Here is a 24,028-nt window from a genome sequence, read left to right on the forward strand (position 1 = left end):
ACGAACTCATGACCATTGTGGACGCGATAACCCACAGCTCATTGCCAGCGAACCAATAGAGTTAACCGGGTGAACCTGAGCGCGCAGGGATTCACATCGCCGAATAGTGAGCGGAACATAAGCGCCGTTGCTCGCATCAGACGGTGGACACCATGAGGGCAGAGAAGAAACGAGAGGTCGACGGTAATGCGCAGGACGAGGATGATTCCGCTCCCGGTGGCACTGTGTGCCGTAGTCGCTCTGGCCGGTTGTTCGATGCTCGGTGGAGACGGCGAGGATGCGGAGGCCGGTTCCTCGACCTCGGAAACTGCGCCCCTCGATCCCGCGGCACTGGACACCGGCGATTATCCGACGGAGCCACAGCCGGAGTTCGGCGAGACCGACGACAGCAACGTCGTCGATTACGAGACGCAGCGTCTGGCCGAATACGTGGCCCTGCCCTACGAAATCGATCCGGTGCTCTCCGAGCGCACGAGCGTGATGGCTCACACGATCCGCTCTGGCCAGAACCTCATCGGTGCGGGCTTGGGTTACGCTTCCGCAGCGATCATCGGGAACAGCGACTTTGTTTATGGCTTCGTCGGCGGTGGCGAAACCCCGACGACGTCGATCAACGATCCCCAAAAATCGCTCATGACCGGCGTTCTGCGTTTCCAGTCGCCCGAGGGCGCCCAGTCCGCTGCCGCAGCCGTGACCCACTACATGGTCACCGGAGAGGGGGCGCCTCCAGAGCAAGCCGCAGAAGAAGCGGAAACCTTCACGCCCGCAACACCCGAAGAGCTTCCAGGGCGGCCGGAGGCAAAAGTGGTCAGCGCCACCCCTTATTCGCCCACGGGTGACCCCGATACCGAGTGGGTGTTCTCGTTCGCCCCGAAGGGCGACTACATCACCTATAGCTTCGCCGAGGTTCCCGTTGGTGAGAAGCAATGGGCGCTGGATACGATCGCGAAGTCGCTGGAGGTCCAGGAGCCGCTGACCGAGCAGTTCGTCGGCCTCCCCACGAAGGCGCAGCGAGGCGACGCGGAAAGGCCCGAAACGCTCATCGACCAGGACAAGGTGCTCCTGTACACGATTCCCGACACCGAAGACGACAGCAATATGGGCGGCGTGACGATGGCGTCGTACGGCCCTCGCGGACTTTCTCACTTCTACTCTGATCAGCGGGCGACACATGATGCGTTGGAGAAGGCAGGCGCAGACCATACCGGAATGTGGGACACGACAGTGTTCCGCGCGGAAAGCAACGAAGCTGCACAGGGTCTCCTCGACGATTTTCTCCGGATCGATTCCGACGAGGGGTACGAAACCACGGAGTCGCCACAGGGCCTTCCGGACGCGAATTGTGAAAAGAGGATTGACGAGACCGGTCGCGTCGACGTGTGCTACGTGCTCAACGGCCGATATATCGGCGTCGCCCAAGAGTTGGACGACACCAAAGCAGTCCACCAGAAGATCTCCGCACAAGCGCTAATTCTCGAAAAGGCTGATCAAGATGCCTAGTGATATTCACGATGCCGGCGGCCGCCGAGGGTGGACCCTCGGCATAGATTTCGGCACCTCGAACACCGCTGCCGCGCACACGGGCGCGGTCAGCGAATCGATCGAAACCGTACAACTGAGCCACAACCGCACGACCATGTCGTCGTCCGTGTTCGTCGAGTCCCCGCAGTCGATTGAAGTTGGCGACGTGGCCTTCGATATGGCGCAGAAGAATCCCAGCGGATTCGTCATGTCGCCGAAGCGCGTGGTCCCGCAGGGAAGCACCTTCGTCAACGGCTACGACATCCCCGCATCTGCGCCGGTCGCCGCGGTCCTTCGCTCGGTACTCCACCGGGCGATGACGGCGCACGACGGCCAACCGCCGGACCAACTCGTCCTCACTCACCCTGAAGCATGGACCGAGCGAGAGATCGACGTGCTTCTATCGGCCACGAAGAATCTCGGTCTCGATCCGTCGAGAATTACGACGGTGTCCGAGCCACGTGCGGCGGCACAGTATTACACCCGTGCCAAGCCATTGGAGCCGGGCTCCAAGATCGGCGTATTCGATTTCGGTGGCGGCACGCTCGACGTTGCCGTACTCCAATCCACGCCCGAGGGCACCTTCAACGTGATCTCGGCACACGGAGACAACCAGATCGGAGGTAAGAACTTCGACGCCCAAATCCGGCGGTGGGTCGACGCCCAGCTGGAGGAAGAACACCCCGACGCTCTCGGGTACCTTCGCACGTCCGCATCCATAGAACAGCTCTACAGCCTCGATGACTCGATCCGGAGGGCAAAGGAGCTGCTGTCGGAGACGCAGACCGCGACGATCTCGGTGCCCTCGGGAGCCGAAAGCATCAAATTGCAGATCACCCGGGGCGAGCTCGAGGCAATCATCGCGCCCGCATTGCAGGCGGCGTACGACCTCACGCAGCGCACCTTCGCCACTGCGGGGATTTCTTCGCCCGCAGATTTGACGGCCTTGTACCTCACCGGCGGTTCCTCGCGAATTCCCGCCGTTCACGAGCTGCTTTCGACGCTCGGCCCGATCGCCACGCTTGACGATCCCAAGACCGTGGTCGCTCAAGGTGCGCTTTCTGCCGCCGCGCCGATCTTGCGTGGACTCGAGCCCGGCGCCCGGACTGCCGGGCCCGGTCTCTACGGCGGCCGAATAGGTAACCAGCATGCCGGCCAGCATTACCCTGAGAAGGCGCAGCCGTCCGCCTCACCAAAGGGAACCTCCGGCGCAGGGACGGGCGCGAAAAAGCGAGCCCTTCCACTGGCGCTGGCCGCGATCGCCTCCCTCATCGTCGTCGCGATCGTCGGCACGCTGGTCGTGCGGGCCGTCTCGAGTAACGAGTCCAGCGGCGAAACGCAGGAAACAGCGGCACCTGCGGCGCAGCAGGCCGACAACACTCCCGTCACCGAAACGGAAGACATCATCGATGCTCTACCCCGCAGGCTCGCCGATGAGATCGACGCAGAGTCGTGTCAGGCTACGGGCGAAACAACGAACGGAGGCCGGGAGCTCCGATGCGACTTCAACTCCGGCAGCACGCTTGTTCCCAAGCCAGACGAGGGCCCGGGATTGGAAAACCAGCTCGTCGTCTCCGTCGACCCTGATGATGCCGAAGCTCGTGTCATAGCAATTCGAAACGGTAGTACTCCCAATATTTCGTCAGGCGATGGGGCGCCTGTCGATGAACTGCTTGAGAACTCCCAGCGCACGGCGGCCGCGCGCATCCAGGGCACCGAAGGGCCCGACGACACTCTCGATTCGATTGACGTCGAGTACGCGAACAATTCCACAGGAGCTCTGGTTCATGTGACCGAATTCCGGACTCTCGACCAGGCCCGGCAATTTCTCGCCAATTCGGCTCTCATCAACTAGGGCTCTCGCCTCACCGGACACACAAGCAAGTATTTCACCATCACGACCGGGAAAGACGTCTCCATGAAAACCTCTCCGCTGCGCGGCGGAATCGCCGTTGCACTAACCGCCACAGTCGTACTCGGCGGTTGTTCCTCAGGCACCGCTTCCTCCGATCAGGATGAATCAGCCGCGACTCCGACCGTCGATCTTGACTCTCTCGATACGGGAGATTTTGCCACCGAGCCACATGGCGACTTCGGCCATTCGGACGAAGCGACAATGACTCAATTCGACGCACAAAGGTTAACCGAGTTCACGGCCTTTCCCGTCGAGATTGATCCACTCTATGAAGCATCCGACGAACTCAACATCCAAATACACACGTCGGTTGAAGACGGCTATGGATCCGATACACAAAATGAGGTCAAGACAGAACTCGGATGGGACTTTGGCACTGTCGGCAGTGGTTACGCGAATGCGCCCGATGATGATCCCAAGGACCAGCTCTTCTTTGAGATCTCACATTTCCCAGATGAGGAGTCCGCTGCCGAGGCCGCAGTGCGTATGGGTGAGATGGAACGCGATCGTGAGGCCCTGATGCCAGGGGCCAAACCATTACCCGTCAGTAGAACCCCGGTGGAGATCCCCCGGTACCCCGACGCCGTCGCCACAACGGAAATAAGTCGCGTGGATCCCGAGGACGACACGCTCCAGGTCCTGTCGTATTCCACCAGGGGTGAATTCGTCGTGCGGACCTCCGTGACGGCCCCACAGGAAGACCAGGACCGCGCCGTCGAAACGGTGGCGAGGACTCTGGATGTGCAGAATCCCCTTCTCGACCAATTCACGGCCGCATCGACATCTGACTCCGAAGAGCCGTCTGAGTCCGACGTCAACACCAAGATCGACCAGGGCGAAGTAATTCGGTACGCACTTCCCGAACCATCGAAGCCCCAATACGTCGAGGGCTCCGCTCCTGGGGAGTACGGCCCTAGAGGATTCGGTCATTTGTCGAGGGGCGGCCCAAGAATGGTCGATATCTTGAACACAGCCGGCGTTCAACACATCGGGGTTTGGGGATCCACGGTGTTCAGGGCCGGTGACGAGGAACGTGCCACTCGCCTCGACGAGGATCTGAAGGACTTCTATCTCGACTTCGGCTTCTTTGAGGACGAGGCTCCGGCAGATATTCCACGCTCGGCGTGCTATTTCGCACCAGCCGGAACGAACCGCGTCAATCAGTGTCTGGTGATTGTCGGCAAGTACGTCGGTCTTGTCACCAATATCGGTCCCGTCTCCGGAGTCCATCAGGAGTTGGCAGCGCAATACGCCATCCTCACACAGGCCGACCAGGAGGCGTGATGTTGCTCCGCACCCTCCATCAGCGGCAAAACGAACGAAGGGAGGATCAACGTGTCTACATCGTCTAGCGATGCCTGGACCCTCGGAATCGACTTCGGAACGTCGACAACTTTTGCGGCCCACTCGCATTCGCCCGGAAGAACGATCGCATCTATTCGATTGAGCCACGATGCCTCGACTATGCAATCCTCCGTATTCGTCGAATCGCCAGAGCTGGTGGATGTGGGAGCCGTGGCGATCGACAAAGCTAGAGCGAATCCGACAGGATTCCTGTCCGCGCCGAAGAGGACGATCGCGCAGGGCACTGCCCACGTCAACGGGTACGACTTGCCTGCGTCGGTACCAATCGCCGCGATTTTTCGCTCTGTCATCGATCGCGCCGCCGCGGAACACAACAGTGTCCCCCCGGAATCACTGGTAATCACACACCCCGAATCCTGGTCGGAACGGGAAGTCCAGGTTCTTCTCGACGCTGCAGCCGCAGTAGGTTTCGAGCGCACGCGTGTCCGAACGGTTTCCGAAGCGCGCGCAGCCGCGCATTATTACACCCGCGCCAAGGGACTCCGGTCCGGCTCGAAGATCGCCGTGTTCGACTATGGCGGCGGCACGCTAGATGTTGCTGTGTTGTCGATGAACGACGATGGCTCTTTCCAGGTGCTCGCCGCCGACGGCGATGTCAATAATGGCGGCAGGTACCTCGATTCCTTGATTCGCGAATGGGTCGACGAAGAGCTGAGCACAACGCACCCCGAGGCGCTTGCCTATCTCCGCAGTTCAGCGCGCGTCGAGCAACATTACGCCTTGGCCGATTCCATTACCCGAGCCAAAGAGCTCTTGTCAGAATCGAGGACGGCTCGGATACTCGTGCCCACCGGCGAGGGCCAGTTGTCGCTCGAACTGAGCCGCGGGGTACTCGAAAAAATCATTGACGCGCCCCTGCGGCACGCACACGATATGACGGCGGCTGTGCTTGAACGGGCAGGAATCACCTCGGCCTATGACCTCGAAGCGTTGTACCTCACCGGTGGCTCGTCTCGAATCCCGCTCGTCGCCGAGCGTCTAGCCCTACTCGGGCCGATCACCACGCTGGATGATCCCAAGGCAGTGGTCGCGCTCGGCGCTCTCACTGCTGCTCAGCCCGTAGCCAGGGCTCAGCGCCTCACCGATGTTGCCGCTGATTCGGGCACGAACGGGCGCACCGGTGCCCCTCAGAAGTCTCACGGTGCACCCTCGTCCAATGCCTTACGCGGAACCAGAACCCCCCACCGTGGCAAATGGGTCGCCGGATTCGCGATCGCGGCCGTCATTGTGCTCGCGCTTGGCGGAATCGTCTGGTTGACGCTCAGCGGTGGAGATGACAATAGCGTCCCGACTGAATCTGCAGAGCCAGCGACTGACGTGAGCCCTGACGGGCCGGCCACAACTAAAGAAGAAGTCCTTGCGGCACTTCCGTCGCAGTTCGCTCAAGATCTCACGGCCTGCGAGATCTCGGGAGAAACGACGTACGGCGGCCTCGAAATTCGATGTGACTTCCTCGATGAAGCCGCGTCGTTGGCTGGGACAGACGAAACCCACAGGCCACACTTCTTCACCGTGTCGGCCGATCCCGACTACACGACCAGCGAACTTGCAGCAATGCGCAAGGGGTTACGCGAGTCCAGCATGGCGGAAACCAACGAACTCCTGGAAAACAATGCTCGAACCGCCGCTGCGGCGATATCTAACAATGAACTTTCCACGGACCTCAAATACTCGAACTCCGAAACCCACGTCAGCTTCCAAATTTTCTCATTCGAATCATCCGAGGCGGCCAAAGACTTCCTCAAGCGTGGCGGCTTCCTCGCGGATTAGAAATACAGACACTTGATCATCACAAGAAAGAAAGGGACTACACACATGAAGAATTCGAAGATCCTCGCCGCGGCCTCGGCTCTCGTCATCTCCACCGCCCTCCTCGCGGCGTGTGGTGACGACGATTCCACCGACTCTGCCGCCCCAGAAAGCGCCGAGCAATCCAACACCGAAGGCGTCGACGAGTCGGCACTCGATACTGGCGACTACCCGACCGAGCCCGCCGAAGAATTCGGAAAACCCACCGCCGAGCAGATCGGTGACATTGAAGGCCAAAGGCTCGCCGAGTATTCGATTTTGCCGTTCGAAGCCGATCCCGCCTTCACCGAGGGCGGGCAGTTCCCGGTGCCCGTCCTACGCTCGTTGTCCAATATCTCCGGCCTTCTCCCCGAGAACGCGACGGAGATCTTTGGCGAGGCCCCCATCAATGCGGGCTACACGGTCGGCGGTGCCACAAAATCCACGGACGGCTCAGACCAGTCGAATTACCAGCATTCAGTGCTGAGCTTCGCGACTGCGGACGAGACTGGGCGGATTGCGAACGACCTGCACAATGCAGATGTCACGGCCTCGACAGAAGGTCCGGCAACGGCCGAGGAGGTACCGGGGCAGCCGGGCACCCTGGTCACCTCCACGCCTCAAGGGGAAGGCGACTCAGCGAATGTTCGCGTCCGCGCATTTACCGCGCACGGCCCGTACTTGTTCATCGACCAGTTCATCGTTCCGAACGACCAGAAGGATAAGGCACTCGAATCGATCGGCCGCGCGGTCGATCAGCAGGTTCCACTAGCCGACCAGTTCCCGCGCACCCCGAACTCCGACGAGCCCGGCGGCGGCGAAGAATCGTGGCCCGACATCGATCAGGACAAGATCCTGATCTATGCGCTTCGCGACGAAGCCGACGATCCAGCACTACTCGGCGCCGATGGTTCCGTATTCGGTCCTCGTGGCACCGCCGGGCTTCGGCTGAATTCCGACGTGTGGCTCGACCTTCTCCAGGAGGTCGGTGCCGAGCACACCGCGATTTCGGCAACGAATGTATTCCGTGCCGCCGACGATGCGGGAGCCGAGAAGATCGTCAACGAGTATCGGCGCGAGTTCGAAGAGCACGGGGCTGCGGAAGTCGAGGGGCCCCAGGGTCTTCCAGATGCCCTGTGTGTCGATGACTCGTCGTCGCTGTCACCGAAGAAGTGCATCATTCAGGTCGGACGCTATGTCGCGGAGATCCCCGAAATGCAAAGCGACACCGACGTCGAGGACATGAAGCAGCGCACGGCAGCGCAGTACATGATCTTGTCGAAAGCCGATCAGAAGCAGCCGAACTAGCGCTGGCAGTTCGGGCAGTAGAAGACGGTCCTGGCGAAGCGGTCGGCGGCGCGAGAGTCGCCGGCCAGCTCGCCGAGCTCTCCGGCAATGATTGCCGTCCCGCACCGCATACATGGCTCCCCGCCGCGCCCGTATACCCAGTGGCGCCGGCGGGGTTTGTCGATTCCGGTGAACATGCGGATCTGGCGGTGCACATTGATCGCCATCGTTTTGCGGGCAAGCATGAGCAGCGGCTCGAGCCCGCCTACCTCGTCGACGTCCGTCACCGTGCGACGTGGATCGATCCCCCGCAGGAAGAGCAGCTCACTGCGATACTCGTTTCCGATCCCCGCCACTAGCCGCTGGTCGAGAATCGCCGCGCCTAACGCGCGATCGCCGTCGGCGCGAATCCGGCGCAGCGCCTCGGCCCCGCTCCAGTCCCCGACGCGAAAGGGCTCCCCCGGCCGCGGCTCGCCGAGTAGGTCGGGGCCGATATGTTCCACTCGCGCCGCCGCCTCGCCTGGCGAAAACACGTGGAGTTCCCCGAGCTCCACGCCGACTGCCTCGGCTCCGCCGTCATCGCTGGACGTGCGCAGGACGACGCGCGCGAGGAACGCCGGAAACGTCCACTTCGTCCCCGCGTCGTGGGCGAACCATTTACCTTCCATCTTCAGATGAGAATGGACGACGGCGGACGGCACATCTGTCGTGGAGTGCGCCGCCCCTCCCACATCGATGAACAGGTGCTTGCCCACGGCCCGCGCTTGCAGGAAGCGCCGGCCGGTCAGGTCAACTGTGGCGAACTTCGGCACGCGGAAATCGGTGCGCGTGAGCGTGTGGCCTGCCATCGCCTCGTGAATGCGGACGGCGGCGCGGTGGACCGTGTCGCCCTCAGGCACGTCCGGCTCCCGAGCCGATGCCCGCGCGCAGCCGCAGCCCCTGCGGGGAGGCGCCGAACCCCGCACCGCGGAGCTGCTCGGCCCATCGCGATGCTGCGGCGGGTTCGCCGTTAATGGTATGAACAGTCACCGAACCGATGTGGCCGTCGCGCACGAGGGCGGCAAGCCTGCGAACGGCGAGCCCGACCGCATCCTCACGCTCGCTGTACACAAGTAGAGTCTTGCCGCCGCGCTCAAGGTAGAAGGTTAGTTCGCCGTCGACGAGGGCGACGAGAGCGCCGGATTTGCGGCCCGCGCGACTCCCGTCGCCCGGAGGCTGCGGCCACGGCAGAGCCGCGCCATACGGGTTGGCCGGATCGGTGGCGGCGAGCACGTGAACATCGGGCATGTCCTGCCCCCTGGACCATGTGGTCTCGTCGGCAGTGGCCTCGAAACCGCGGAGGCGATCGATGGTCGCGCCATCGGCGAACTGTGACGCCCCGAGCCCTTCGATGTAATAGCCGCGGCGCGGACCCCCGGAGTCCTCCATCGCCGCGAGCACCTTGTATACGCCCGCGAAGCCGCCGCTGATGCCCTCGGACTCGACCACTCCGCGGGTGACGACGCCGTGGCGGGCGAGCACGAGTTCGGCCGCTGCGTGCGCCCGCACCGTCGCGTCCGGCTCGGGCGAAGGGGTCGCCGACCAGCGGCCGGCGACGACCGGCGGGGTGCGCATGCCGGTGCCGATGGTGCCGCCGACGCCTGCGGTGGCGCCTCCGGCAAGAGCTACGCTACCGAGGCGCGCGCGGCCCAGGCGCGGGGCGCGGGACGAACGACTTCCCCGACCGCGCGAGGTCGATCGGTGCGCGGGCGCGCCGGAGCCGGAGGATTTTCCGGCGCTCCCCGCTGCCGGGAGCGCCCCGGCGAGCACCGAGCGCAGCGGCGCGAAGGTATCGCCTTTGGCGAGGCCGAGCCAGGCGAGTTCCCACAGCGCGTCGCGCACCGCGATCTCCGAGATGGCTGGAATCGCGGCGCCGTCATCGGCGGTGCCTGGTTCGGAGCGGCGATCCGCCTCGGCCTTTGCGGCGGCGACGATGTCGCGGAAAAACTGTCCGCCGCCGTGTTCGAGGACATCGAGAACAACGCGATGGAGTGGTCCGAGGTCCGCGCGGGCTGCAGTGAGGTCGGCCGCGGGGAGGGTGAGCGGCGCCGAATCGGCCGGGTGGAGTGAGACAAGCCCGTCGCGGGCGCCGGACCGGCCACGACCACACCAGAGGACCTCACCGGCGGCAAGCAGTTCGTCGAGCATTCCCGGCTCGTAGTCGCGCACGCGTGGGGCGAGGACGAGCGGCTCCCAGGCCGAGAGCGGCAGCGCGGAGCCGTCGAGTTGCTCGATGACGGCGAGGAGCCCGTCGACCCCGTGTTCCTGATTGCCTCGGCCGAGGCCCTGCCATGCCGGGAGGAAGCGGCCGAGGGCTGCGGGCTCGACCGGTTCGATGGCCGCACGGAGCTCGGCGAGGCTACGTTTGCGGATGCGGCGCAGAACTTCCGGGTCGCACCATTCCGTTCCGGTTCCGCCAGGGCGGAATTCACCCGCGACGAGCTGATCGTTCCCCGTGAGCCGGTCGAGCACGCCGCGGGCGATGGACGCGCCGATGCCGAACCGCTCTGCGATCGCGGCGGCGTCGAAGGGGGCGTGGGTGCGGGCGTAGCGGCGCACCAGCTCGCCGAGGGGATCGTCGCCGGAGTCGAGGAACGTTGCCGCGGTGCCCGGTGGTGGTGGGACGCCGATTCCGTCGCGGAGTCGGCCGAGATCCTCGCTGGCCACCCACCAGTTCGTGCCCGCGAAGGACACCTCCGCGGCGCGGGATTCGCCGCTAAGCTGCTCGAGGTTTCGATCGACCTCGGCGGGATTCTCGGCGCGCTCGGCGAGCTCCTCCCGGGTGAGCGGACCGAGCAGGCGCAGCAGGTCCGCGATCGCCTCGGCGTCCCGCGCCTTGTACCCCTCGGCCCGGTGCTGCAGGCGGTCCTCGACCTGTTCGAGTATCGCGGGGTCGAGCAGCTCGCGCAGTTCGATCCGGCCCAGGAGCTGGCCGAGCAACGAGGGATCGAGGCTGAGCGCGGCGGCCTTACGTTCGGCGAGTGGCCCGTCGCCCTCGTAGACGAAGGCGCCTATGTAGTCGAACATCAGCGCGGCGGCGAACGGCGAGGCCGTGGACGTTGTGACCTCGGAGACCCGAATCTCCCCCGAGGCAATCGAACCGAGAACCTCCTCGAGCGCCGGCACGTCGTACACGTCCTGCAGGCATTCGCGGACGGCCTCGAGAATGATGGGAAAGTCCGGGTACTGCTTGGCTACGTCGAGCAGCTGCGACGACTTCTGGCGTTGCTGCCACAGCGGCGCACGCTTGCCCGGGTCGAGCCGCGGCAGGAGCATCGCGCGCGCCGAACACTCGCGGAACTTCGAGGCGAACAGCGCCGTGTCCGCGACGTGCGAAGTGACGATGTCCACCGCTTCCGCCGGGTCGAAGACGATCTCGTTCGCGCCGACGGGCGGCTGCCCGGCGCCGGATCCCCACGGATCGGCGCGGAGGGAATCGAGGGGCGCGTCGAGATCGGGAACGGCGCCGTCATCGGCACCTCCCACGTCCGGGACGCGCAGGATGATGCCGTCGTCGTGGACGACGGGGACGGCGTCGAATCCGTGGCGGGAGGCCAGGCGGGCGCGGATCGCCTCGGCCCAGGGCCAGTGCACTCCGGCGCCGAACGGTGAGTGGATGACGACGCGCCAGTCCCCCACCTCGTCGCGGAAGCGCTCGACGAGGATGGTCTTGTCCGACGGAACGACGGACGTGGCCTCGACCTGTTCGGCGACGAAGCGGCGGAGGTTCTCGCGGGCGCGCTCGTCGAGCCCCGCAGCCTTCAACCGTTCCTCTACTTGTGTCGAACCGGTGGCGATGTCGCGGAGGAACGCGCCGAGTGCGCGCCCGAGTTCAATCGGGCGGCCCGTCTCGTCTCCGCGCCAGAAGGGCAGCCGTCCGGAATGCGCCGGAGCCGGGGATACGAGGACGCGATCGTGGGTGATCTCCTCGATCCGCCAGCTCGTGGCGCCGAGCGCGAACACGTCGCCGATGCGCGATTCGTAGACCATTTCCTCGTCGAGCTCGCCGACGCGCGTGGGGCTGTCGCCGACCATGAACACGCCGAACATGCCGCGGTCGGCGATGGTACCGCCAGAGGTGACGGCGAGGCGTTGCGCTCCCGGTCTACCGCGCAGGACTCCTGCGTCGCGGTCCCACACCACGCGCGGACGCAGCTCGGCGAAGTCAGTGGACGGATATTTGCCGGCGAGCATGTCGAGGGTCGCGGTATAGGCGGCGCGCGGCAGGCCCGAGAAACTTGCGGTCCGGCGCACGAGGTCGAACCATTCCTCGACGTCGAGGTCGTCCATCGCGGCGGCGGCGATGGTGTGTTGTGCCAGTACGTCTAGCGGGTTGGCCACGGGTGCCGTCTTTTCGATCGCGCCGGCGAGCATCCGCTCGACGGTGATCGCCGAATGCACGAGGTCCGCGCGGTGCTTCGGGTAGAAAACGGCCACCGAGGTGTCGCCAACGTTATGGCCGGCTCGGCCGACGCGCTGCAGCCCTGAGGCGACCGACCCTGGCGATTCGACCTGGATCACGAGGTCGACCGCGCCCATATCGATGCCGAGTTCAAGCGAACTCGTCGCGACGACGGCGCGAAGTTCGCCGCTCTTGAGCGCGTGCTCGACCTCGGCGCGCCGCTCCTTCGACACCGAACCATGGTGCGCCATCGCCAGGTCCGACGGCGCCCCGCGTGTGACCTCTGAGGGCACCATCATCTGCGCCGGCGGGCGCGGCGGTTCGTCTGGAAGGTTCTCCGGCGCAGTGTCGGCGGCGTGGATTTCATTGATCCGCGCGGAGAGCCTCTCGGCCAACCGCCGGGAATTGACGAACACCAGCGTCGACCTGTGCTCCGTGATGAGGTCCACGACCTGCCGCTCGATATGCGGCCAGATCGAGCCCTGCCCCGCGCTGCCCGGCGGCGTTTCCACCGGGGACGGTGTGCCGGACAGATCCGCCAGGTCGTCGACGGGCACCCGCACCGCGATGTCGTACCTCTTGGCTGACGGCGGAGCCACTACATTTACAGAGCGCTCGCCCGCGAGGAACGCGGCAACGGTGTGTGGTTCGGCCACCGTGGCCGACAAACCGATGCGCTGGGCGGATGATTCTTGCGCGTCGCCTTCCTCGGCGGCCAGGGCGTCGAGCCGTTCGAGGCTGAGCGCGAGATGCGCCCCGCGTTTGGTTCCGGCCAGCGCGTGGACCTCGTCGACGATCACCGTATGCGCGGCGGCGAGGCCCTCGCGGGACTGCGACGTCAACAAGAGGTAGAGCGATTCGGGGGTCGTGACGAGGATGTCCGGAGGGTTGCGGCGCTGCTTGGCGCGTTCTCCGGGCGGGGTGTCTCCGGTGCGGATGCCGACGGTGATGCGCCGCTCGGGCAGGCCCTCGACCTCGCGGGTGCGGGCGATGCCGGCGAGTGGGGCGCGGAGGTTGCGTTCGACGTCGACGGCGAGGGCTTTGAGGGGTGAGACATAGATGACGCTCGTGCCCTTGCGCCCCGGTTCCTCGGCGAACAGCCGGTCGAGCGCGGAAAGGAACGCGGCGAGCGTCTTGCCCGACCCTGTGGGCGCAACGACGAGGGTATGTGCGCCGCGGCTGATCGACTCCCATGCGCCGGCCTGGGCCGCGGTCGGCGCGCCGAAGGACTCGGCGAACCACCGCGCGGTGGGCGCGGTGAAAGCCGAGAGCGCTTCAGAGCTCGACGTCGAATCAGTCACGCGTCCCATTGTTCCGCATGACCCCGACATTCGACGCGGTCCGCCAATAGTGCGACAGGTGGTCAGCGATTCGCGTTGATGACGTCCACCAACCGGGCATAGGTTTCACCGGAGCGCCTGATTAATGCCTCGCGAATAAAGACGGTCGGGTCCAGGACGTTTCCACTATCGAGCTTCACGAACGGATCGAGGAATCCGTTTCCATTCCACCGCTCGGCCCATCTGCCCGGCTCCAGCGTGAGCACCATCTGCCCTAGGTGCCTCTGATAGCGGTCGAGAAGGTCGCGATTCTCAGGGCGGGCCGCCTCGTCCCACGACGCGAAAGTATCGAGGAGATGCCGTTCGATCACCGGCGCATCGACCGCACCACAACGATCGCCCGTGGTGGCCCCGGCGATGTCGTAGACAAAGAATTCGACATCGAGAATCGACATTCCGCCCAGCCAGGTTTCGAGGTCGTTGAAGCCGAGAAAGGATTCCTCCAGGAGTTCGGGTCCGGCTTGTGGCTCGGGTATGGCTACTGGTCGCTCGGCGCCGCGCCTGAATGATGCGCGGGCGGGAACGACTTCGCCTTGTCGAGGAAAAAGTGGAGGAACTCCCAAGTCGTCATCGGTCAAGGACAGTAGGGCCGAGTCGCACGTCGATATCGACTCCACTTCCGCCCGACACTCGCTCAAGGCTGCATCAGAATCGATCGGCATTCGGGGGCGTGTGCCGACTTCGTCGATAATCTCCGACGCGTACTTCGGATGCCCGCACATTGCTAGGACGATCACGGCGGTCCTCCACCTTTTCGGGTCGACTCGGTAGCCGTCCGAGGAGGTCAGTGCGATCTGCGACACTTTGGAGGTCGTGAGCCATGCGGGGTCGCTTACCGCGAATTCCAGCGTTGGATCGAGGACGAACTTCTGGACCAGACCGGCTGCTGCATCTAGATCGACGCAGCCGGCCGTCGTGGGAGCCCATGTCGTTTCGTGGAAGGGCGATGACTCGTACAGCGCAGACCAATGGCTTTCGGTTTCAGGCCCTCGCGCTCGGGCAAAGCGCGACAAAGAGCTTGGGGCGTCAGCACTCGATACTTCTGCTTCCAGTGCAAACTCGCAGTTCATCCAGATGCGAGGCCCGAGGTCGAACACCCTTGGCGAAACCCGCCATCGCAACAACGACGATGCCGCGCCTTCTACGGAAAACGGCCGAACAAAGGCGGCGCCTTCGATAGGAGTCCAGCCAAGCTTTTCGACCAGATTCTCGTTCAAGAGGTCTATGCACTCTTCGTAGATGTATGACAAGGCAGAAGCTCCTTCTCGTGTCTGAACTCGTCCTGCGGCAACAAGAACTCTCTTCTGTCCCCGCACGCATCGGACAGTGAACCGAGCTTGCGAGCACTACATGTCTCGCTGGCACTCGCAATTTGTGACGCCGGGGCACAGGTGAGTACATGCCGCTCTCGAATCAAGTGTGTGGATCCGTCCACGCAATCCTCGGATGCTCTCGCGCGTACAGAAGTTCCCGGTGACTTTGAACCCTGTAAGGCCCTAGCGGACAGCTGCGCGCGGAGCAGACAAAGTGTCACCTCGTAGCGCAGCAGTAACCCTGGCGTATATCGAATTCTCTTCTCCTTAAACATGCGAGTCGGACCGCGGGACGATTTCGGCCCGTCCGCCGTCATACCTGGGTCTGATTTGTTGCGGGAGCACTGGTTTGGCATGGGGATTGCATGTAGAAATCGGGGCATGACTTCGACGAACACAGACGCAATCTCACCGCCGCCCACCACGCCTGCCGAAGCCGAATGCGCAGAACCGGCCCGCCAGAGCCGCTGGGTCACAACCGCGTGGTGCGCGCATTGGTTTCTTCGCATGTTCGTCGCCGGATACTTCTTCATCTACGGCTGGTCGAAGGTGTTCCTGCTCCAGATGGGGACGATCGACTACCCCGAATCGCTCATCACCGTCGGCGAGAAGTCACCCATGGGCATCCTGTGGACGTGGATGGGCTACTCGCCCACCATCCAATTCGCCGCCGGCGCGATCGAGGTACTCGTCGGGCTACTACTTTTGTGGAGGCGTACCGCAGCGCTCGGCGCGCTCGCGGGTCTGGGCGCCGGATTCTCGGTGTGGCTGCTCAACATGACCTACGACGTGCCGGTCAAGGGACTGTCGGGCATGCTTGCGGTACTCAGCGCCGTCATCCTCATCCCGTGGATCCCGCGGGTCTTCCGCTTCCTTATCGGGGCGCCGGTCAATCGTGCCGTGCTCCCTAACGCGGTGCCGCCGGAGAAGCTGCGGCGGGTCACGCGCTTCTTCCCCGCGCTCGCCGCGGTTTGCGCGATCGCCCTGCCATTCGCCACGCAGTCGATGGCGCTGTCCGACTACGGGACCGAGGACGAGGCGACCCCGCTTGCCGGGGTCTGGCGCGTACACACGGATTCCCGTGGTCCGGCTGAGAATCTCGCAGAGGACTCACGGTGGAGCCAGATCGCGTTTGGCAGGCGCCCGGCGACCGGACCGTCGACGTCATCACCCGATGGCGAGCCGCAGCCGCAGGTTGTCTCGGTCCGCGAGGTCGACGGCACACTGTGGATAGGCACGTATTCCCTCCGAGGCGAGCCCGGCGGCGATGCCGATCCCACCGTCGACGTCACTCTCGATGCCAAGCTCGGCGGCGATACGAACCTCGGTCAGAACCCGGATGACGGCGGAGATGCAGAGTCGCACGACAGCGAGGTCGTCGAGGAATCATTTACCGTGTCGCTCGGCGGCGATGAGCTCACGTTGGGAGGAGACCGAACCCTGCACGCCACTCGAGACACCGAGGGCGAGTACCTGTTCGACAAGGGGTTCTCGTGGTCGGGTAAGCCGGTCAATCGCTGACGTCGCTGGCAGCGCGGCCCGCGCTCGCCCGCAAATGTCGCCGGTCCTCCCTATGCTTGGGGGCGTGCGAGACCTCAACGATCACGAACTGGCCTATTACATCGCCGAGGGCATCGGTGCCATCGCCACGGGCGCGCGTACCGGCGGCCTCATCGAGGCGCGCGATCTCGCGCAGGTCGCCAACCGCGTGGCGCACGACTGGGTCGACCAGGTCCTGCGCGTCAATCGCCCGGACGATGCGATCTTGTCCGAGGACTATGCCGACGACCATGCCCGGCTCGATTCCGAGCGCGTGTGGATCCTCGACGTCATCGACGGAACCAAGGAGTACGCGACCGGGCGCGGCGACTGGGCGGTGCACGTCGCTTTGGCGTCCGGGGGCAAGATCGAGGCGGCGTCGGTGGGCATGCCTGATGCGCAGCGCGTATTCCGCGACGATTTATGCGAATACGTCGACGGTCCGATGAGCGGCAAGATCGTCGTCTCCCGCAATAATCCGCCCGCGGGGATCGACGACTTCGCCGCGTCTATCGAACGCATGGTGCGGCCCATGGGCTCGGCAGGGGCGAAGACGATCTCCGTCCTCCTCGGCGATGCCGACGCCTACATCCACACCGGCGGCCACAACGAATGGGACCAGGCGGCACCGGCCGGCGTCGCGCTGCGCGCCGGCCTGCACTGTTCCCACCTCGACGGTTCTCCGCTCGAATTCAATCAGGCGGACGTCTGGCGTAAGGACTTCCTCGTCTGTCGGCCGGAGATCACTGACGAGGTCCTCGCCGCGGCCGCGCAACTGCCGCCGCAGAACTACGAGCGCCGCGACCCGGCCGCAGCGCGCCGTTAAGAACCGATCGCCGACCAGCGGCCGTTGCGCCGCTCCACCCGCACCGGGTAGTCGAAAGCCTCGGAGATGACGCCGGACGTAATAGCCTCCTCGGCCGTCCCGCACGCCAGTTCCTGTCCATCGGCGAGCACCATCGCATGCGTCGTCGAGGCGGGAAGCTCCTCGAGGTGGTGGGTGACCATGACCGTCGCCAACTCCGGTCGCAGGTCCCGCAGCTGCCCGATCACTTTGAGCCGGATCTCGCGCGCGGCGAGGTCGAGGCCCGTCGTCGGCTCGTCGAGCAGCAACAGCGACGGCTGCGGCATGAGCGCCCGCGCGATGAGCACGCGGCCGCGCTCACCCTGCGAGAGCACCTCCCATTTGCGGTCGGCCTTCTCCTCGATCCCCAGCGAGGCGAGCAGACGCTCGGCGAGCTCTTTCTCGGTGGTGTCGGGCGCCCAGTGCCGGCGCAGCCCGGCCGCGCCGAACAGCCCGGTGTAGAGGGCCTCGCGCACGGTGAGCCACGGCTCGATTCGCGAGCGCGGGTCGACGTGGCCGATGGTCGACCGCAGCCAGTGCGTGTCCACCCGGCCGAGCCGGTGCCCGAGGACGTGGACCTCGCCGCGCGTCGGGTGCTCGCGCGCCCCACACAGGCTGAGCAGCGTCGACTTTCCCGCACCGTTCGGGCCCAGCAGCGCCCAGTGTTCTCCCGGACGCACGTGGAAGCTCACGTCCTGCAGGAGCGGACGGCGCTGGCGGATAAGCGAGACACTATCGACGGCCAACACGAAATCGGCGGCGTCCGGCGTCATATTCGATGCGTCCGCGTCCATTGCCATCTGTGTCCTCCCCTTGTTTTCGGGCCGGCGCCCCGGCCACGTGCACGCCCTCCCGGTCTACTCCCCCGGGATGGTGGCACGCCGAAGAGGCCCACGGTTCGACCTGCCGGGCGAAACTCGGCCATACTTTAGGGTATGTCCGCGATCCACACGCCTTACGAGGACCTCCTGCAGCACGTGCTCGACAACGGCACGCCGAAGGCAGACCGCACCGGCACGGGAACGCGGTCGGTGTTCGGCCACCAGCTGCGCTACAACCTGGCCGAGGGCTTCCCGCTGATCACCACCAAGCGCGTGCACTTCAAGTCCGTGGCGCACGAGCTGCTGTGGTTCCTGCGCGGCGACTCCAACATCGGTTACCTCCACGAGCACGGCGTGAGCATTTGGGACGAATGGGCCTCGCCGGAGGGCAATCTCGGCCCGGTGTACGGGGTGCAGTGGCGCTCGTGGCCGACCCCGGACGGCCGCCACATCGACCAGATCGCCGCGGCGCTCGACACGCTGCGCGACAACCCGGATTCGCGCCGCAATATCGTCTCCGCGTGGAACGTGTCCGAGCTGGAGAACATGGCGCTGCCGCCGTGCCACCTGCTGTTCCAGTTCTATGTGGCCGATGGCAAGCTCTCGTGCCAGCTGTACCAGCGCTCGGCGGACCTGTTCCTCGGCGTGCCGTTCAACATCGCCTCGTACGCGCTGCTCACGCACATGATGGCGCAGCAGGCCGGCCTCGAGGTCGGCGATTTCGTGTGGACCGGCGGCGACTGCCACATCTACGACAATCACGTCGAGCAGGTGCGCACGCAGCTCTCCCGAGAGCCGTACCCGTACCCGCGACTCGAGCTGCACAAGGCCGCCTCGATCTTCGACTACCGTTTCGAGGATTTCGAGGTCGTCGGCTACGAGCACCACCCGGGCATCAAGGCGCCGGTGGCGGTATGAGCGGCTCGCCCAGCGAGGATTCGTCCGCGCCGCACCTGCGCATGGTGTGGGCGCAGGCCCGCGACCGCGTGATCGGCACAGGGGACGGCATGCCGTGGCACGTGCCCGAGGACATGAAGCATTTCGTGCAGGTCACCCGCGGGAACACGGTGCTCATGGGCCGCGCCACGTGGGAATCTCTGACGCCGAAGTTCCGTCCCCTCCCGGGCCGGCGCAACATCGTTCTTTCTCGGGACCCGGATTTCACCCCTGAGGGTGCCGAGGTCGCGCGCACTCTCGATGAGGCGGTGGACATGGTGGGTGAGGGCGCCGATGTCCTCGGGGGCGGCTCGATTTACGCGGCCTTGCACGATATGGCGAGCGAGGCGATCGTCACCGAGTTCGACGCGGATGCGATCGGGGCAGTGCGCGCGCCCGAGCTCTCCCCTGCGCAGTGGCGCGCGGCGGAGACGAGCGAGTGGGAAACCTCGGAGTCCGGGCACATCGACGGCTGGGACGGGCCGGTGCGCTACCGGTTTATCCGCTACGAGCGGATTGAGAACCAGACGCCGATGGTGGATTAGCCTTCACTGTCAAGAATTCGCGGGATGCCTAATTGCGACGTTCTCTTTGAAATAGCCCCGGGTACTCGATCACTAATCCCTCCGAATCCACGAGAACGGACCGGCGAAAGTCTGAATCTCGGGATTCGTACAAGTACACGTTTTCGTCCGTCCTCGTGTATCGCTGTGGATCGGTCGTGACGTCGAGTTCTGGCACTCGAATATATGCGGTTGTGATGTCTGCGCTCTCTCCCACCGCTAGGTCAAGACGCCGGATGGGGAGCGTATTACTCAACGGAGACACAGAGATATCGACCTCGTGTGCATCCTTCAGGTCAGGTCGTTGTGTGCCGTCGACGACCCAGCCACGCTCCGTAAGACGGAGGTCAAGATCGCGTCCGTTCGACTGAATTTCCAGGGATTCGAATGTCCAATCCACTGTTACTTGAAGCCTGTACGAACAGTCGCTATCTCCTCCCTGGATGCGGCTGGCGATAACCACGCCTTGTGGTCCACTCTCGATGGAGCACACTTCACGGGAGGGATCTTCCAAGCCGGTCCACACAACCTCAACCATCTTTACCTCCTAGAGCAATGAGAGAAGAAAGTCCTGCGGAAGATCTAATGCACGAGCATCGATCCGCAAGAGGAGCATAGATTTGTCATCGCGTTCACAGTGCGTGCGACATTGGAGTCACGCGATCAGAACCACTTCCAGTTCTTCGGCACCCGCTGCCCGGGTTCGAGCACGCGAATCTTGACATCGCCGATGAAGGTATCCGCCTGGATACGGATGATCGGCCCATACGGCGCCGCGTACCGCCCCTCCTCGGTCTTGAGCGCGCCCATGATGCGGCTGCCGCTGAGTTCGACGCGCACCCCCGGCGGGATGAGGATGCGGGTATCTCCCATGACCGAATGGGTCTTGAGGTCGGTGATCTCCGAATCGATGATTGCCTCGCGCAGGTCGAGGTAGATATCGCCCATGAGCGTGAAGACCTCGGCGCCCTCGGTGAGGTCCCAGCGACCCTTGCGTTCGACATCGTCCATCCAGCCCTTGACCGGGCCGACGTTGCGGATGGTCACGGCCGAGCTTTCGCGGCGGATGACCGCCTGCGAGTCGGCCTCCTCCGCCATGATCGGCCTGCCCTTTTCAGGCAGCGCGCCGGCCTCGGCCAAGATTGCGTTGAGCTGCTCGGCGGTCTCCGACTCCCATATCCTGCCGGACATGTCGGAGAACTCGCCGAGCGTCAACCGACCGAGGCCGACCTGCTTTTCCAGGGCCTTCGCGGCACGTTCACGATCATTGTCGTTCAGGTCTCCCATGGGGTGCAGATTAACAGCTTTCGCCCAGGCGGTCCGCCGGTCGCGGCTCGCGTACTAGTCGTCGTGGATGATCAGCCCGCGAAGAAGGCCGGAGCCAGGCGTCTCCATCATCTCGTATCCCTCGTTGACCTGGTCGAGTGTGAACCGGTGGGACACGAGTTCGTCGAGCATTATGTGCTTCTGGTCCCACAGCTTGAGTAGGTCCGGGATCTCGTAGTTCGCGTTGGCCGAACCGAAGAGCGAGCCCTTGATCACCTTCTCGAACTGGCACAGGAACAGCCCCGGGATGTGCACCGAGTAGTTGTCCATCGCTCCCATCGACACGAGCACGAGCACGCCGCGCTTGCCGAGCAGGTTGAACGCGGCCTCGGTGACCGCCGCGTCGGCGACGCCGATGGTGATGATCGCCTTGTCGGCCTGCTCGCCCCAGCTCAGTTCGTTGACCACAGGGCCAGCTTCGGCCGGGTCGGAAAAGAAGTGCGTCGCGCCGAACTTCATCGCGACGTCTTCCTTCGTCTTATCGGTGTCGATGGCGATGACGTAGCGAGCACCGGCGAGCTTCGCGGCCTGCAACGCGTTGGCGCCGAGCCCGCCGATACCGAATACGACGACGATGTCGCCGGCCTTGACGCCCGCAGTGTTGATCGTCGAGGAGTACCCGGTGGTCACACCACAGCCGACGAGCGCCGCCGTCTCGAACGGAATCCATTCCTGGACCGGCACGACGGACTTTTCCTTGACGACCGCGCGCTCGGCGAACGTGCCGAGGTTCGTCATCCCGCCGGCCTCACGGCCGCCGGGAAGCTTGAACGGAAGCCGGCCATCGGCCATGAAGCCGGTGGTGCCGTTCCAGCCCTCGTTGCACAGATTCGACATGCCGCGCGAGCACGCGCCACACGTGCCGCAGCCCGGAATGAAGGAGCCGACCACGTGATCACCAGGCTTGACGCGCGTGACGCCGGGCCCGACCTCCTCCACGATGCCCGACCCCTCATGGCCGACAACCAGCGGAAGCGTGGCCGGCATATCACCGGAGGAGATGTGGAGATCGGAATGGCACAGGCCGGCGACCTTCCACTTGACGAGTACCTCGAAATCCTTGGGACCGTCGAGTTCGGCCTCCATGAGCTCGAACGGCTTACCGATTTCCATCGCGACGGCGACCTTGGTTTTCACGTTCTTTCGGCCCTCTCACTTGTCTTGCGCGTCGTGCGCCGAGTTCGCCCACGCCCCGCCCCTACTCGAGCCGCGGCGAACTCGACGAGTTCTAGAACACGTTCTACGTGTCTGCCAAGCATTGTGGCACACAGCACAGCCCGTGCGTGAACGTGTTCTAGTTTTTTCTGGCCGGAGCACGAAAAAGCCCCCGTAGGGAAATCCCTACGGGGGCTCCGAAAGACTCGGGAAAGCCCGCGCCGAAGGCGACTAGGAGTTGCCCTGAGCCGCCTTCGCGGTCTCTTCCTCGATGGCCTTACGCACCTGATCCATGTCGAGCTCTTTGATCTTGCCGATGAGCTCTTCGAGGCGGGCGGCGGACTCGACGCCGGAGTTACGGTATACGGCCACGCCCTCGCGGAAAGCCATGAGGGTGGGGATCGCCTGGATCTGCAGCTGGGCCGCGAGATCCTGCTCGGCCTCGGTATCGATCTTCGCGAACACGACGTCCTCATGGTTCTCGGAGGTCTTCTCGTACGTCGGTGCGAACGAACGGCACGGTCCGCACCAGGAAGCCCAGAAGTCGACGAGGACGATGTCGTTCTCGGTGACCGTCTTCTCGAATTCGCTGCTGGTGACGTCCACGGTTGCCATTTATATAGCTCCTTTTACGGTTTGTGTCCGCCGTCGTTAGTCCACCGCAACCGATGCCGGCAGTGGCTCTACCGGGGGTTGCCGCCTGGGGCGGCGATTACTTTGTTGGCCTTAGTTGACTCAATGAGTGCAACCAGCTTGGCACGAGATTCATTCCAAAATCGAACTTTGCGCCCCCGAAGGGCGCTTACCTGGGGATACACCGATTACAACGTCCCGAACTCCACCCCAAAGATGGGGCATCGAGCACCAATTCCCCAGGCGCCCAGGAAGCCTGTTTCCCCAGGTAATTAACCTGCCGCCTTAACTTTCCGCGCGACCGGCTTGTTCGGCTCGCGGGCCGGCGATCTCGTCGAGGAACCAACCGAGGTTACCGAGGAACACCGCATTGTCGTCGCCGACGAGCATATGCCCCGCCTCGGCGACCGATCGCGTATAGACGTGCGGGATCTGCTTGCGCAGCGCATCCCCCGCGTCCTCGGCGATCACGTCGGAATTCGAACCGCGCAGCATCATCGTCGGTACCTGCACACAGCTCGCATACCGGCCCAGCACCTCGGCACCGAGCGCCGCGTTGTCCCCGTTGGCATTGTCCGCGAAGCGCGGGTCCCAGTGCCAGTACCAGCGTCCATCGGACTTTTGTCGCAGGTTCTTTCGCAGCCCGTCGATGTTCTTCGGGCGCGGCCGGTGCGGTTGGTACTCGGCGACCATATCGGCCACCTGCTCGAGGGAATCGAAGCCCTCGACCCCGGAACGCATGAAGGCGCCGACGCGCTCGACCCCCTCTCGTTCGAGCTTGGGCGCCACGTCGACGAGAACGAGGGCACCTCCGACGTCATCCCCGCGCCCCAGGGCGATGAGCGCGGTGATCCCGCCGAGCGAGGCGCCGACGAGCACCGGGCGCGCACCGTCGAAGAGCTGGCCGACGGCGAGAACGAGGTCGTCGGCCATCGCGAAGATGTCGTAGTCGCCATCGGGCGCCCACTCGCTGTCGCCGTGGCCGCGCGCGTCGAGGGTGATCACCTCGTAGCCGTCGCCGGCGAGCGCGGTCGCCGCGCGGTTCCACGAGTGTCGCGTCTGCGCTCCGCCGTGGAGCATCAGCACCGGAGGTTTCGGGTTCCCGGCCTTGTCGCGTCGCTCCGCGTGCTGCGGCGGGCTCCAGCGGTCCCCGGCGATCTTTCCCACGGCCCCGCGCACCGTGAAGGCCTCCACCTGGGGTTGTGATCCGGTCGCAGTCGACATGGACGTCATTGTGCACC

At 64.5% G+C, this 24,028-nt stretch carries 18 protein-coding genes; 9 read left to right on the forward strand and 9 right to left on the reverse strand.

All coding sequences use genetic code 11. From position 1 onward, the window contains the following. The first annotated feature begins 186 nt into the window (after positions 1-186). The 5 genes from BJL86_RS11525 (at position 187) to BJL86_RS11545 (ending at position 7,897) form a co-directional block, all read left to right on the forward strand. Positions 187-1,500 carry a DUF7373 family lipoprotein gene (locus BJL86_RS11525; RefSeq protein ID WP_156515231.1) on the forward strand — a complete coding sequence of 438 codons (1,314 nt, stop codon included), beginning with the start codon at positions 187-189 and terminating at the stop codon, positions 1,498-1,500. Then, positions 1,493-3,376 carry an Hsp70 family protein gene (locus tag BJL86_RS11530; RefSeq protein WP_067472512.1) on the forward strand — a complete coding sequence of 628 codons (1,884 nt, stop codon included), beginning with the start codon at positions 1,493-1,495 and terminating at the stop codon, positions 3,374-3,376. The genes BJL86_RS11525 and BJL86_RS11530 overlap by 8 nt, the downstream gene beginning before the upstream one ends. Positions 3,377-3,439: 63 nt before the next feature. Further along, on the forward strand, positions 3,440-4,720 hold the full coding sequence (locus tag BJL86_RS11535) for a DUF7373 family lipoprotein (protein ID WP_075844982.1): 1,281 nt from the start codon (positions 3,440-3,442) through the stop codon (positions 4,718-4,720). Positions 4,721-5,047: 327 nt separating this feature from the next. Then, positions 5,048-6,571, forward strand: coding sequence for an Hsp70 family protein (locus BJL86_RS11540; protein ID WP_232228991.1), 1,524 nt, complete (start codon positions 5,048-5,050; stop codon positions 6,569-6,571). Between the two features lie 45 nt (positions 6,572-6,616). Beyond that, entirely contained in the window at positions 6,617-7,897 is a 1,281-nt protein-coding gene (locus BJL86_RS11545; protein WP_067472521.1) for a DUF7373 family lipoprotein, read from the forward strand. On the opposite strand, the gene BJL86_RS11550 is transcribed toward BJL86_RS11545, so the two are convergent. The 3 genes from BJL86_RS11550 to BJL86_RS11560 all read right to left on the reverse strand — a co-directional run bounded on the left by BJL86_RS11550 (position 7,894) and on the right by BJL86_RS11560 (position 14,907). After that, entirely contained in the window at positions 7,894-8,775 is an 882-nt protein-coding gene (locus BJL86_RS11550) for a DNA-formamidopyrimidine glycosylase family protein (protein ID WP_067472532.1), read from the reverse strand. The genes BJL86_RS11545 and BJL86_RS11550 overlap by 4 nt on opposite strands. Then, positions 8,768-13,618: an Lhr family ATP-dependent helicase gene (locus BJL86_RS11555; protein ID WP_232228992.1), complete on the reverse strand. Its 4,851-nt coding sequence runs from the start codon at positions 13,616-13,618 to the stop codon at positions 8,768-8,770. The genes BJL86_RS11550 and BJL86_RS11555 overlap by 8 nt, the downstream gene beginning before the upstream one ends. A gap of 62 nt (positions 13,619-13,680) precedes the next feature. Next, positions 13,681-14,907, reverse strand: coding sequence for a hypothetical protein (locus BJL86_RS11560; protein ID WP_156515241.1), 1,227 nt, complete (start codon positions 14,905-14,907; stop codon positions 13,681-13,683). A 444-nt stretch (positions 14,908-15,351) separates the two neighbouring features. On the opposite strand from BJL86_RS11560, the gene BJL86_RS11565 reads away from it, so the two are divergent. Both BJL86_RS11565 and BJL86_RS11570 read left to right on the forward strand, forming a co-directional pair. After that, complete coding sequence (locus BJL86_RS11565; RefSeq protein WP_067472731.1) at positions 15,352-16,491, forward strand: DoxX family protein; 1,140 nt, start codon at positions 15,352-15,354, stop codon at positions 16,489-16,491. Positions 16,492-16,555: 64 nt separating this feature from the next. Beyond that, positions 16,556-17,335, forward strand: a complete 780-nt coding sequence (locus tag BJL86_RS11570; protein ID WP_082908393.1) for an inositol monophosphatase family protein — start codon at positions 16,556-16,558, stop codon at positions 17,333-17,335. Here the strand turns inward: BJL86_RS11570 and BJL86_RS11575 are convergent. Beyond that, complete coding sequence (locus BJL86_RS11575) at positions 17,332-18,153, reverse strand: ABC transporter ATP-binding protein (protein ID WP_231887150.1); 822 nt, start codon at positions 18,151-18,153, stop codon at positions 17,332-17,334. The two genes, BJL86_RS11570 and BJL86_RS11575, sit on opposite strands and share 4 nt — an antisense overlap. A 135-nt stretch (positions 18,154-18,288) precedes the next feature. On the opposite strand from BJL86_RS11575, the gene BJL86_RS11580 reads away from it, so the two are divergent. Beyond that, positions 18,289-19,092, forward strand: coding sequence for a thymidylate synthase (locus BJL86_RS11580; protein WP_067472732.1), 804 nt, complete (start codon positions 18,289-18,291; stop codon positions 19,090-19,092). Continuing rightward, a complete protein-coding gene (locus BJL86_RS11585) occupies positions 19,089-19,655 on the forward strand; it encodes a dihydrofolate reductase (RefSeq protein WP_067472734.1) in 567 nt (188 codons plus the stop codon). The genes BJL86_RS11580 and BJL86_RS11585 overlap by 4 nt, the downstream gene beginning before the upstream one ends. Positions 19,656-19,683: 28 nt before the next feature. Here the strand turns inward: BJL86_RS11585 and BJL86_RS11590 are convergent, their stop codons facing one another. The 5 genes from BJL86_RS11590 to BJL86_RS11610 all read right to left on the reverse strand — a co-directional run bounded on the left by BJL86_RS11590 (position 19,684) and on the right by BJL86_RS11610 (position 24,011). Beyond that, a complete protein-coding gene (locus tag BJL86_RS11590) occupies positions 19,684-20,211 on the reverse strand; it encodes a putative glycolipid-binding domain-containing protein (RefSeq protein WP_067472736.1) in 528 nt (175 codons plus the stop codon). Positions 20,212-20,336: 125 nt separating this feature from the next. Further along, positions 20,337-20,960: a DUF1707 SHOCT-like domain-containing protein gene (locus BJL86_RS11595; protein ID WP_067472737.1), complete on the reverse strand. Its 624-nt coding sequence runs from the start codon at positions 20,958-20,960 to the stop codon at positions 20,337-20,339. 54 nt (positions 20,961-21,014) lie between these two features. Next, positions 21,015-22,136, reverse strand: coding sequence for a Zn-dependent alcohol dehydrogenase (locus BJL86_RS11600; RefSeq protein ID WP_067472738.1), 1,122 nt, complete (start codon positions 22,134-22,136; stop codon positions 21,015-21,017). Between the two features lie 249 nt (positions 22,137-22,385). Further along, positions 22,386-22,769 (reverse strand): thioredoxin, encoded by a 384-nt coding sequence (gene trxA, locus BJL86_RS11605; RefSeq protein WP_067472740.1) that lies wholly within the window; start codon positions 22,767-22,769, stop codon positions 22,386-22,388. A gap of 303 nt (positions 22,770-23,072) precedes the next feature. Further along, positions 23,073-24,011: an alpha/beta fold hydrolase gene (locus tag BJL86_RS11610; protein ID WP_067472787.1), complete on the reverse strand. Its 939-nt coding sequence runs from the start codon at positions 24,009-24,011 to the stop codon at positions 23,073-23,075. Positions 24,012-24,028: the final 17 nt, after the last annotated feature.

Origin of the sequence: Dietzia timorensis, from assembly GCF_001659785.1 — a bacterium.
In the GTDB taxonomy this organism is placed as follows: Bacteria; Actinomycetota; Actinomycetes; order Mycobacteriales; family Mycobacteriaceae; genus Dietzia; species Dietzia timorensis.